13 protein-coding genes are annotated in these 12,346 nt (G+C 41.7%); 5 read left to right on the top strand and 8 right to left on the bottom strand.

The genetic code is table 11. The annotated features are described in order from the left end of the window. Positions 1-9: 9 nt before the first annotated feature. From GMC92_RS02075 to GMC92_RS02085, 3 genes are all read right to left on the bottom strand, one after another. A complete protein-coding gene (locus GMC92_RS02075) occupies positions 10-1,122 on the bottom strand; it encodes a cysteine desulfurase family protein (RefSeq protein ID WP_338324023.1) in 1,113 nt (370 codons plus the stop codon). Positions 1,123-1,131: 9 nt separating this feature from the next. Continuing rightward, positions 1,132-2,088, bottom strand: a complete 957-nt coding sequence (locus GMC92_RS02080; protein ID WP_003007186.1) for a ribose-phosphate diphosphokinase — start codon at positions 2,086-2,088, stop codon at positions 1,132-1,134. Between the two features lie 72 nt (positions 2,089-2,160). Beyond that, positions 2,161-2,718, bottom strand: a complete 558-nt coding sequence (locus GMC92_RS02085; RefSeq protein ID WP_155199564.1) for a CYTH domain-containing protein — start codon at positions 2,716-2,718, stop codon at positions 2,161-2,163. 95 nt (positions 2,719-2,813) lie between these two features. Here GMC92_RS02085 and yjbM point away from each other — a divergent pair, with 95 nt between their 5' ends. The 5 genes from yjbM to mutY all read left to right on the top strand — a co-directional run bounded on the left by yjbM (position 2,814) and on the right by mutY (position 7,411). Continuing rightward, the gene (yjbM, locus tag GMC92_RS02090; protein ID WP_023918039.1) at positions 2,814-3,485 is read left to right on the top strand and encodes a GTP diphosphokinase; all 672 of its coding nucleotides are present in this window, start codon (positions 2,814-2,816) and stop codon (positions 3,483-3,485) included. After that, positions 3,469-4,287, top strand: coding sequence for an NAD kinase (locus GMC92_RS02095; protein WP_282188909.1), 819 nt, complete (start codon positions 3,469-3,471; stop codon positions 4,285-4,287). Before yjbM ends, GMC92_RS02095 begins: the two co-directional genes overlap by 17 nt. Next, entirely contained in the window at positions 4,284-5,177 is an 894-nt protein-coding gene (locus GMC92_RS02100) for an RluA family pseudouridine synthase (RefSeq protein ID WP_155199565.1), read from the top strand. The genes GMC92_RS02095 and GMC92_RS02100 overlap by 4 nt, the downstream gene beginning before the upstream one ends. Before the next feature lie 21 nt (positions 5,178-5,198). Continuing rightward, positions 5,199-6,173, top strand: coding sequence for a phosphate acetyltransferase (gene pta / locus GMC92_RS02105; RefSeq protein WP_021153149.1), 975 nt, complete (start codon positions 5,199-5,201; stop codon positions 6,171-6,173). 92 nt (positions 6,174-6,265) lie between these two features. Then, positions 6,266-7,411: an A/G-specific adenine glycosylase gene (gene mutY / locus GMC92_RS02110; RefSeq protein ID WP_155199566.1), complete on the top strand. Its 1,146-nt coding sequence runs from the start codon at positions 6,266-6,268 to the stop codon at positions 7,409-7,411. Between the two features lie 770 nt (positions 7,412-8,181). Here mutY and GMC92_RS02120 read toward each other — a convergent pair. The 5 genes from GMC92_RS02120 to GMC92_RS02140 all read right to left on the bottom strand — a co-directional run bounded on the left by GMC92_RS02120 (position 8,182) and on the right by GMC92_RS02140 (position 12,283). Beyond that, the gene (locus tag GMC92_RS02120; protein ID WP_155199568.1) at positions 8,182-8,529 is read right to left on the bottom strand and encodes a DUF6568 family protein; all 348 of its coding nucleotides are present in this window, start codon (positions 8,527-8,529) and stop codon (positions 8,182-8,184) included. A gap of 103 nt (positions 8,530-8,632) precedes the next feature. Beyond that, entirely contained in the window at positions 8,633-10,348 is a 1,716-nt protein-coding gene (locus GMC92_RS02125) for a phospho-sugar mutase (protein ID WP_023918051.1), read from the bottom strand. 150 nt (positions 10,349-10,498) lie between these two features. Further along, entirely contained in the window at positions 10,499-11,059 is a 561-nt protein-coding gene (locus GMC92_RS02130) for an ECF transporter S component (RefSeq protein WP_070586178.1), read from the bottom strand. Next, positions 11,056-11,595, bottom strand: coding sequence for a phosphopantothenoylcysteine decarboxylase (gene coaC, locus GMC92_RS02135; protein ID WP_155199569.1), 540 nt, complete (start codon positions 11,593-11,595; stop codon positions 11,056-11,058). Before coaC ends, GMC92_RS02130 begins: the two co-directional genes overlap by 4 nt. Positions 11,596-11,605: 10 nt before the next feature. Beyond that, positions 11,606-12,283 (bottom strand): phosphopantothenate--cysteine ligase, encoded by a 678-nt coding sequence (locus GMC92_RS02140; protein WP_155199570.1) that lies wholly within the window; start codon positions 12,281-12,283, stop codon positions 11,606-11,608. Positions 12,284-12,346 lie beyond the last annotated feature (63 nt).

Genomic DNA, 12,346 nt, shown 5'->3' on the forward strand with positions numbered 1-12,346 from the left:
ATTGTTCTCCTATGATAAAATTTCTTTAAGTTTTGAGAGGAAGTCTTGAACCTCCTCTACGGTATTGAGTTCTGAAAAACTAATTCGAAGGGATTCTTTTAGGCGCGAGCTATCTTTTCCATAGAGCGCCTCAAGGACATGGCTGGGTTGAACTGTACCAGCGGTACAAGCAGAACCTGTAGAGACAGAAATTCCAGCAAGATCGAGTTGCATCAGTAAAACGTCATTTTGGACACCCGGAAAGCCAAGATTCCAAACAAATGGAAGATGATCTTCATTCGCATTAACGTAGTAGTCGTAGGCTGTTAAACCATTGACTAGTTCTTGGCCGAGTTTTTGAACTTGCTGGAAATTTTCTTCTTGATGAAGTGTGGCTTGCTGTAGCGCAGTCGCCATCCCTACAATTGAAATGAGATTTTCCGTGCTGGCCCTCATCTTATTTTCCTGATCGCCACCATGGATGAGATTATCAAAATCTGGGACGGCTGCATAAAGGAAGCCGACTCCCTTTGGTCCGTGGAATTTGTGGGCAGAAGCACTGAGAAAATCAATTCCCAACTCTTCGGGATAGACAGGGACCTTTCCGATTGCTTGGACAGCATCAACGTGAAAGGCAGCTGGATGATCTTTTAAGAGTTCTCCGATTTCTTTAATCGGAAGAAGATCGCCTGTCTCGTTATTGGCAAACATGGTAGAGACAAGAATGGTATCCGGTCTAAGAGCCGCCTTGATATCACTAGCCTGAATGCGTCCATCTCTTGGTTGGACGATCGTCACTTCAAATCCGAAACGTTCTACAAGATATTCGATGGGTTCAAGAACCGCATGGTGTTCCAAAGCGGTCGTAATGATGTGTTTGCCATCCGCTTGGTGTTTCAAGCAGTAGCCTTTTATAACGGTATTATTACTTTCTGATCCACCTGAGGTGAAGAAAATACGATTTGGAAGAGTGTGGAGGGACTGAGCAATCTGCTCGCGAGATTCTCGGAGTAGTTTACTAGCCATCCGTCCATGAGCATGAAGGCTCGATGGATTTCCAAAAGTAGTCTTCATAGTTGCAGACATTTTATCAATGACTTCAGGTAGAAGGGGAGTTGTTGCGGCATTATCAAAATATATCACATTAAGACCTTATTTCTTGTGGTAGGCAAATAGAGGACTAACAGGTTTTCTTTCTTGAATGCGAACAATAGCTTCAGCGATCAGTTCGCTAGCTGTCAGATAGTTAATATTTTTTGGTGTTGGTCCATTTGGAGCAACAGAATCGGTTACCAAGATTTCTTTGATCGGAGCTTGGTCTAATAATTCAACAGCGCCTTTTACAAATAAACCATGGCTTGAAACAGCATAAATTTCAGTAGCACCTTCGCGTTCGACGATTTTCGCAGCTTCTGAGAATGTCTTACCAGTATTGAGGATATCGTCAATCAAGATCGCTTTCTTATCTTTGACATCCCCGATAATATATCCATAATCACGGTTTGCATCATCTTGTTCGTAATCAATGATGGCAATCGGTGCATCAAGATATTCCGCTAAACTACGAGCGCGTTTGACACCTGAGTTTTTAGGGCTGACGACTACGACATCAGGCCCTGTTAGACCTTTATTAATGTAGTGTTCTGCAAAGAGTGGAATGGTAAAGAGGTTATCCACGGCAATATCGAAGAAACCTTGGACTTGCACTGCATGGAGATCCAGTGTGACGACACGATCCACCCCAGCTTTGACCAACATGTTTGCGACGAGCTTAGCTGTGATTGGTTCGCGAGGAGCCGCAGTCCGGTCTTGGCGGGCATAACCGAAGTAAGGCATGACCACATTGACAGTATTTGCGCTGGCCCGTTGGCAAGCATCCACCATAATTAAGAGTTCCATCAAGTGATTGTTGACAGGGAAACTGGTTGATTGAATGATATAAATATCATATCCACGAACACTTTCCTCAATATTGACTTGGATTTCACCATCTGAGAATTGACGGGATGAAATTTTCCCAAGTGGAACCCCAGCATGATCCGCGATTTTTTGCGCAATCTCTGGATTTGAATTGAGAGAGAAGAGCTTCATATTTTTTTTATCTGACATGTGATTCCAACCTCATTTAGATTTTTGATCTTAGCACTATTTTAGCAAAAATTTGCGATAATTTCAGCTATTTTACAATCTTTCCGCCAATCTGGCGATTTTATTTTTTGCTGCTTTGTAGACGATTCCATGCTCTTTGATGAACTGATGGAAATTTTCTTCCTGTTCAGCAGTTTCGACCTCGATTTCCAACTCATAATCTTCAGTGTCTAGATAGAGACTGTGGTCTAGTGCCACTAGGCCTGCAACTGTTTCTTTTTCGAAGCGTTCTGTTGTAAGGCTTCCCCAGACAGCGAGTTGCTCAACAGGGATTTCTTTAGAGATTAAGAGGTTTTTGATTTCTCCGTCAGGAAACTGTTGGTGTTGAAGAATCGCGTCGGTTTCTTCTGGGCTGAGGTTTTGATTGTACTCGAAATGGCCAACTGCTTCAGGAACCTTGAGAGTCAATTCAGCCTGATCTGTGAAAGTACGCACCCGCAAGGCCATTTTTTCCTTACGGATGAGCTGGTCGGGGGTATCGATATAGTGATTGGTTTGGACAACCAATTCTGTATCAGCAAAAAGTGGAAGGAGGGATTGGTATTCCTCCTTGTCTAGCAAGGTTTTGTATTCAATTTCTAAATGGTTCATTTTGTAGTCCTTTGCTTTTTTTCGAAAGCGATTCATGATATAATAAGAGATGTGTTTATTGTATACAAAAATGGTTCAGATTACAAGGTGGTAGGATGGCAATTGATTGGGAAAACTTCTTAGATCCATATATCCAAGCAGTTGGGGAATTAAAAATCAAACTGCGTGGGATTCGTAAGCAATATCGTAAACAGCAAAAGCATTCTCCAATTGAGTTTGTCACAGGACGGGTCAAACCGATTGAGAGCATCCGTGAAAAGATGATCCGAAGAAATATTTCTGAAGAAAATCTGGCTCAGGATATGCAAGATATTGCTGGTCTTCGCATCATGGTCCAGTTTGTGGATGACGTCGAAGAGATCCTAGAGGTTCTGAGACAACGCCAGGATATGCGCGTGGTCCAAGAGCGAGATTACATCCGCCATAAGAAATCAAGTGGCTACCGGAGTTACCACGTCGTGGTTGAGTATCCGGTCGATACCATTGATGGAAATGAAACGATCTTAGCAGAGATTCAAATTCGGACCTTGTCCATGAATTTTTGGGCAACCATTGAACACTCGCTCAATTATAAATATAAAGGAGACTTTCCAGACGAGATCAAAAAACGCTTAGAGACGACAGCAAACCTGGCCTATCTCTTGGATGAAGAGATGGGGGCAATTCGGGATGCGATTCAGGAGGCTCAAGCCCTGTTTGATCCACTTCATCGTAAGTTAAATGATGGCGTTGGAAATAGTGATGACACAGATGAAGACTACAGGTAAAAAAGTATCCATTATTCGCAATCGCAAGCGTCAAAGCGAAGAGGTTTTTCAGCAGTTGCGCTACAAGCTTCGGAAAAATAATTTTATTTTGACGGAGAAGCACCCGGATATTGTGATTTCAATTGGTGGCGATGGGATGTTGCTATCGGCCTTTCACAAGTATGAACACCAGTTGGATCGGGTACGATTTGTTGGCGTCCATACCGGACACTTAGGATTCTATACGGATTACTTAGACAGTGAAATCGATAAGCTGGTTGAGAACTTAAAATATGATACAGGCGCTAAGGTTTCTTACCCTATTTTGAATGTCAAGATTACTTTCGAAAATGGGGAAACCCGTACCATGAGAGCTTTGAACGAAGCAACGATTAAGAGAAGCGACCGGACCATGGTTGCCGATCTTACGATTAATGGAGTGGATTTTGAGCGCTTCAGAGGAGACGGCATTACTGTTTCGACTCCGACAGGAAGTACGGCTTACAACAAATCCTTGGGAGGAGCAGTTCTTCACCCAACTATTGAGGCACTGCAGATTGCTGAGATCGCCAGTCTCAACAATCGTGTCTATCGTACCTTGGGTTCTTCTGTCATTGTCCCTAAAAAGGATAAGATCGAGATTACACCGACGAGACCTGGATTCCACATTATTTCTGTTGATAATTCAACCTATTCTTACCGCAATATTGCAAAGGTAGAATATCAGATTGACAACCATAAGATTAATTTTGTGGCAAGCTCCAGTCACACCAGCTTCTGGAATCGGGTCAAGGATGCCTTTATCGGAGATGATAGAGAATGAGATTTGAATTCATTGTCGATGAGCATGTCAAGGTTAAGACCTTCCTGAAAAAGCACGAGGTTTCTAAGGGGCTCTTAGCAAAGATTAAGTTTCGTGGTGGCCAGATCCTTGTCAATGGACGTCCGGAGAATGCGATTTATTTGTTGGATATTGGAGATCGCTTGGTCATTGATATTCCAGCAGAAGAAGGGTTTGAAACCCTAAAACCCATGGATCGGCCTTTGGATATTTTGTTTGAAGATGATCATTTTTTGGTCTTAAACAAACCCTTTGGGATTGCTTCTATTCCAAGTGCGATTCATTCCAATACCTTAGCAAATTTTGTAAAAGGCTATTATGTGAAACAAGGCTACGAGAATCAGCAGGTCCACATTGTCACTCGTCTGGACAAGGATACAAGTGGCGTTATGCTCTTTGCCAAACATGGCTATGCCCATGCCCGCTTGGATAAGCAATTGCAATCTAAAACGATTCTGAAACGCTATTACGCCTTGGTCAAGGGATCTGGGAAGCTTGATCCTGTCGGAGAGATTATTGCTCCGATTGCGCGTGATGAAGATTCAATTATCACCCGCAAGGTAGCTAAAGGTGGCAAGTATGCCCATACTAGCTACCAGGTTGTTCAATCTTTTGGTGATATTCACCTAGTGGATATTCAGTTACACACAGGTCGAACCCATCAGATCCGCGTTCATTTTTCCCATATTGGTTTTCCGCTTTTGGGAGATGATCTCTATGGCGGAAGTTTAGAAGACGGCATTGAGCGCCAAGCCCTTCATTGTCATCGTCTATCCTATTATCATCCATTTCTAGAGGAAGAGTTGGTCATAGAAAGTCCACTACCTCCAGATTTCCAAGCTGTATTAACACAGCTTCAAACAAGTTATTAATTATTAAAAGGAGTAAAACTAATGGAAGTTTTCGAAAATCTCAAAGCCAACCTCGTTGGTAAGAATGCACGTATTGTATTACCAGAAGGTGAAGAACCTCGTATCCTCCAAGCGACAAAACGCATTGTGAACGAGACAGAAGTAACCCCTGTATTGCTTGGTAATCCGGATAAAATTCGGATTTATCTTGAAATCGAAGGGGTTTTGGATGGATATGAAGTCATCGATCCTCATTCTTATCCAGGTTTTGAAGAAATGGTAGCTTCCTTGGTAGAACGTCGTAAGGGCAAAATGACAGAAGAAGAAGCGCGTCAAGTCTTGAAAGACGATGTTAACTATTTTGGTGTCATGTTGGTACACATGGGAATTGTTGATGGGATGGTATCTGGTGCGATTCACTCAACAGCCGCAACTGTTCGTCCGGCCTTGCAAATTATCAAAACTCGTCCAAATGTAAAACGTACTTCAGGGGCTTTCCTTATGGTTCGTGGATCTGAACGCTACTTGTTTGGGGACTGTGCCATCAACATCAATCCAGATGCTGAAGGATTAGCCGAAATTGCCATCAATTCAGCTATCACTGCCAAGATGTTTGGTATTGATCCAAAAATTGCTATGTTGAGCTATTCAACAAAAGGATCTGGTTTCGGTGAAAGTGTTGATAAGGTTGTCGAAGCGACTAAGCTTGCCCATGAACTTCGTCCAGATCTTGAAATTGACGGGGAATTGCAATTTGATGCAGCCTTTGTCCCAGCAACTGCAGCCTTGAAGGCTCCAGGAAGCAAGGTGGCAGGTCAAGCTAATGTCTTTATCTTCCCTGGTATTGAAGCAGGAAACATTGGATACAAGATGGCTGAACGTCTCGGAGGCTTTGCAGCGGTAGGTCCAGTATTGCAAGGGTTGAACAAACCAGTCAATGACCTCTCTCGTGGATGTAATGCAGATGACGTCTATAAATTAACCTTGATTACAGCGGCACAAGCAGTAGAACAATAAGAATGATTGAAAGGCTCAGGATGATCTTGAGCCTTTTTCTTTATAAAATCAGAATTTCTAAACTCTAAGCCGTTCTATGGTATACTAGGAATATGTTAGATTTAAAAGATTACGGGATTATCATGTGGGAGGAGGAAAAAATTGCTTCCTTCCGAGAAAAGTTATTAGCCTGGTATGATGCCCATAAGCGGGATCTCCCCTGGAGAAGGACCCAGGATCCTTATAAAATTTGGATCTCAGAGATTATGCTCCAACAGACACGTGTCGATACGGTGATTCCCTATTATGAGCGCTTTCTTGACTGGTTTCCGACTATCGAGGATCTGGCCAATGCGCAAGAAGAAAAGCTCTTGAAAGCCTGGGAGGGATTGGGCTATTACTCAAGGGTCCGCAACATGCAGAAAGCCGCACAGCAAATCATGGAGGACCATGGGGGTGTGTTTCCATCAAGTTATGAGAAAATATCTAAACTGAAGGGAATTGGGCCTTATACAGCTGGTGCCATTGCGAGTATTGCTTTTGGCTTGCCAGAGCCAGCAGTGGATGGGAATGTCATGCGTGTTCTAGCCCGCTTGTTTGAGGTGGACTACGATATTGGAGTCTCGACCAATCGCAAGATTTTTCAAGCCATGATGGAGTTTTTGATTGATCCAGACCGTCCTGGTGACTTCAACCAGGCTTTGATGGATTTGGGCTCAGATATTGAATCTCCAATCAATCCACGGCCGGAAGAGAGTCCTGTAAAAGAGTTTAGCGCGGCTTATCAACATGGAACCATGGATCGTTATCCCATTAAGGCTCCTAAGAAGAAACCGGTACCTGTCCATCTAACAGCCTTTATTATCAAGGATAGCCAAGGGCGCTATTTGCTGGAGAAAAATGAGCGAGAAGGGCTTTTGTCAGGTTTTTGGCATTTCCCTTTGATCGAAGTGGATAGCCTATCTGAGAACCTAGGCCAATTGTCACTACTGGATGGGCAGGGTCATTTAGTAGACAACCCAGAAATTCTCTCCTTTGAGCAGGACTATGATTTGGTCATTGATTGGCAGGATAGGTCTTATCCTATCGTTCAGCATGTTTTTTCGCATCGCAAGTGGCAGGTTCAACTTCGATACGGCTTGGTAAAAGAAGGAGAGCAATCAACAAGTGAATCGACTGTTTGGTTGCTACCAGAAGAATTTTCGGCCTATCCTTTTGCCAAACCCCAGCAAAAGATTTGGGAAGCCTTTAATAAATAAAGGTTCATCTCAATTTAGAGCATAAGTTTATGAAGAAAGAATAGGATTATGTAACTTATATGGAGTATAGACCAGATTATTCAGATAAAAATTTTATAGGAACTCGTAGTATATTTGCTTGTATTCTCTATTTTATATTAGCTTGTTTCAATTATTTTTTGGCTTTTGCATATTTTGCTTATATTCGCGTATTGTATTCTAATCATACAAAAATCAGTTCTATCTTAATTTGTTGCTTTATTTGTTACAATTTATTTTTCCTGATTCGTGAGTTAAATTTTAAAATCCTTCACTGGTGTGGTTACCACGCCTCACCAAAATATAATAGATTTGGCAGAGGGAGATTTCCTTTATTTAATAAAATAACAAGATCATATAAAATGCATTACATGAAAAGATCAAAGAAGCACCAATTTCTATTCCTACTCAGTTATTTGCTTTATTTAAATTTATTACCCATCTGTACCTTTATATATTTTTATTTTATAATACATTTTAATATAACAGAGTTCAATAACGAAAATAAAATCTATTTTTGTATCATCTTCATCCTGTTATTTGTGCTAATCGCTATATTAGAATTACTTTCTAAAAGATATAGAAAATGGTATACAAAACATTTTAATCTTGATGATAGGTTAGAGGAGCATGAATTTCCAATATTTTTCTTAAAAGAAAAGAAGATTTATTAAAATAGTTTGATTAAAAGATTTTGACAATTTTTATTGAAAACGAAAAATAGCTAGAGAATCATCTCTAGCTATTTTTTCTTATAAATGAGCAAAGGCTTTGATTTCTTCTTCTGACATGGAAGAGTCGCAACGAACAGTGACTTCACCAGATTCGACATGCAAAAATCCAGGGACAGTTTGAATACCGTAAGTTGAGCGGAAGGCTTGTAAAGCATCAAGTTGACTTGGTTCTTCACTATTAATGAAGTAGATATGAGCTTTTGTTTCAGCTACGACAGTTGCTAATTTAGCAGCGAATTTACGACAGTAAGGACAAGTTTTGCGTCCAATAAAGAAGGTCGCTGTTTCTTTTTGGTCGATGGCTTCTTGCGCACGCGCAACAGTGGTTACTTCAAGATCTTTAATATCTTCTAAAAATTGTTCCATGAGATTACCTCGCTTTCTTCTAAATCTAGTATGCCATATTTTCTAAAAAATCGCTGGTATTTGCTACGAAAGAGAAAAGCTCCGTTGAGGAGCTTTTCATGTTTTAGCCTACAAAAGCATTGATTTCTGCTTCGATATTCGCAATTTTTTCTTTAGCATCTGCTTCAGATTCACCAACAGTAGCAATGTAGAACTTGATTTTTGGTTCGGTACCTGAAGGACGAACGGCAAACCATGAATCATCAGCCAAGATGTATTTCAATACGTTACTTGGAGGAGTTGTTAATTTTTCAACGCCGTCAGCAGTAGTAGCTGTTTGTTCCAGGAAGTCTTCTGTCTTAGCAATGTCTGTGTTGTTGAATTGTTTAGGAGCGTTACCGCGGAATTTATCCATGATTTTCTTGATTTCAGCAGCTCCATCCACACCTGAAAGGGTAACAGAGATAGTCTTTTCTGCGAAGTAACCATATTGTTTATAGATTTCTTCGATACCATCTGCCAAAGTCATACCACGTGAGCGGTAGTATGCTGCGATTTCAGCAACGATAAGAACGGCTTGGATAGCGTCTTTGTCACGTACGAATGGTTTGATGAGGTAACCGAAGCTTTCTTCAAAACCAAGCATGTAAGTGTGGTTGTGTTGGGTTTCAAATTCATGGATTTTTTCACCGATAAATTTGAAACCAGTCAAGACGTTAAACATGGTTGCGCCGTAGCTTTTTGCAATCTTGGTCACCAACTCAGTGGATACGATTGATTTACAAAGAGCAGCATTGGCAGGAAGAGTACCAGCTGTTTTGTGAGCTTCAAGAATATATTTAGCAATGATCGCTCCGATTTGGTTACCAGAAAGGTTGAGGTAAGAACCGTCTGGTTGGCGGATTTCAACACCAAGGCGGTCTGCATCTGGGTCAGTTGCAACCAATACATCAGCGTCTACTTTGCGGCCAAGTTCTTCAGCAAGAGCAAAAGCAGCTTGGTTTTCAGGGTTTGGAGATTTAACAGTTGAGAAGTCTGCATCTGGAACAGCTTGAGCTTCAACAACTTGAACTGCTTCAAATCCAGCTTGTGCAAGAGCACGACGAGCCAACATTTCACCTGTACCATGAAGAGGAGTGTAGACAATCTTCATGTCGCGACCGTATTCATTGATCAAGTCTTGGTTGATGTTAACGCCTTTCACTTCTTTCAAATATTCAGCGTCGACGTTTTCACCGATAACTTCAATCAAGCCGTTAGCTTTGCTTTCTTCAAGATCAGCCAATTGAACAGTGAATGGATTTTCGATCGCACGGATGTAATCTGTCAATGCATCCGCATCTGCAGGTGGCATTTGTCCACCGTCTTCACCATATACCTTGTATCCATTAAATGGAGCAGGGTTATGGCTAGCTGTTACCATGATCCCAGCAAATGTGTGGAGGTGACGAACGGCAAATGACAATTCCGGTGTTGGACGTAGGCTTTCAAATACATAAGATTTGATACCGTGAGCAGCCAAAACTTGAGCAGATTCAAAAGCAAACTCAGGAGAGAAGTGACGGCTGTCGTAGGCGATCGCAACACCGCGTTTCTTCGCTTCCTCACCTTTTGAGTCGATCAATTGGGCCAACCCTTCAGTTGCTTGGCGAACAACATAGATATTAATACGGTTAGTACCAGCACCGATTAAGCCACGCATACCAGCTGTACCGAATTCAAGGTTGGTATAGAAGGCATCTTCTTTTGTTTTTTCATCCATTGCGACCAACTCATCACGAAGGTAAGCTGGTAATTCAGCAAAGTCGAGCCATTTTTGGTAGTTTTCTTGATAGGTCATGCAAGCGTCTCCTTTTTGCTTATAATTTAATCGCTTACATTATAGCAAATTTTTTCAGAAAATTCTAGCGATAATTGTAAATCTTTTCAAAAAAATAGAGCTAATTCACCATCAAAAAAAGCCAAGATAAATTGGTCTTGGCTTGAAAGGTTATTTTAATTTTTCAAGTGATGGAACAACTGCACTAGTAATGAGTACTGTCGCAATGACTTCGATGAGTGAGTTAGTAGAGACAATCAAGCCAAGGAAATTTTGAATTCCCCCTCCAAAACTGTTACCAAAGAAGAAGTAAATCCCGCTTAAAACGAAAACAGTATTGGTCATAGAACCGACAATTCCAGCGATCATAAGTCCTGTACGATTGCGAATCCAGCGATAGACGAAGTAAGGGGTTACCCCGATGAGAATCCGAGGGACTATGGCAATGATAAGGGAGTAAAGATTCCCGTGAGGGACAAAGGGACTAAAGAGATAGCTGGCTGGTGTTATAACCAGGGTATTCATGGTGAGGCTAAAGAGTCCCATGAGGAGTCCTAGAATTGCTCCAGTTCGAGGTCCGTAGATGATAGAAGCGATCACGACAGGAATATGAACCAAGGTTGGTTGAATTCCTGATGGAACAAATTGCAAAATGAAGGACGTCACAAAGTGAATGGTGATCATCACGGCAAAAAAGATGGCAATTCGTGAAATAGAGGCTGATTTTCTCATAAACAATTCTCCTTAACAGCTTGGATGATAGTGTCAACAGTGGCTAGAGCTCCAGAACCTTGATCTCCACAAGCGAGAGTGGCCTCACGAGGTTGAATTATCTGATAACCAAAATCTTTTAAAATCTCCAGATTTCGTTGGGTAGCAGGATGATCTAGCATTTTTGTATTCATAGCAGGGGCCAGTAATTTTTTTGAGGTCTGAGGCAAGGCTAGAGCTGTGCTAGTGACCATATTATCTGCAAGTCCCATAGCCAATTTAGCAATGGTATTGGCACTGGCTGGCGCGACAAGAAAGAGGTCAGTTTCTTTCCCAATGTCGATGTGCTCGATCCGCTGTGGATCGTCTTCCATCATAACATCTAGCCCTACTTGGTTTTTTGAAAGAACTTGCAAGGTTAAAGGGGTGATGAATTTTCTGGCTGAAGGGGTCATGAGGACCTTCACTTCAAAGCCCAATTTGGTTAGTTGGCTGGTAATATCAGCAGCTTTATAGGCGGAAATACTACCGGTAACCGCTAAAGTAATGTGTGTCATATGTTCCTTTTTATTTGATATAATGTAGGATAGCCTCTGCGATTTCTGTTTTCGTAGAAGCTTCTAGGACCTGATCGTCTGTCACTAGATAGGCTTGATGCTGACCGTTCTGAATCTTGGTCAGATCATTGGCAACGATCATGATGGCATGATTTTTAACGAGGCTTTCACGCGCTACCTGGATCAACTCTTCAGAAGAAACATCGACTAATAGCTTAAAGCCGATCAGTTGAATAGCAGGGTTCCATTCTTTGACGAGCGAGATAATCTTGGGATTTTTCTTTAGAAAGAGCACTTGGTATTCTTCTTTGGAAGAGATTTTAGCTTCCTGATTTTCGCGATGGATAAAGCTATGAAGGTCTTGAGCCTTCTCAACTTCCTCAAGGCCTGTCATGTAAACAGGTGTGTAGTCTGAAACAGCCATAGCGTGAATCAAAACCTGATGATGAGGGACTTCCGCTTTCATTTGTGCGACTAGTTCTTCGACATTCTGGATCAATAGGAGACGAAGGTGTGGGTGAGGATCGGGTTTAAGCGCGGTAGGCGTTGTGATCAAGGTTACCTGATGTCCCTTTGCAAGAGCTGCTTCTGTAAGGATTTTCCCTAGGCTCCCAGTGGAATGGTTGGTGATTGAACGAACGCTATCAATGGCTTCACTCGTCCCGCCTGATGTAATTAAAATATGCATATGCTTATTTTACACAAAAAAGATACGTAAGTAAAGTTCTGAAGCTATTCAAATAGGCTATGA

The sequence above is a fragment of the Streptococcus parasanguinis genome (genome assembly GCF_009717775.1).
GTDB lineage: Bacteria > Bacillota > Bacilli > Lactobacillales > Streptococcaceae > Streptococcus > Streptococcus parasanguinis_AG.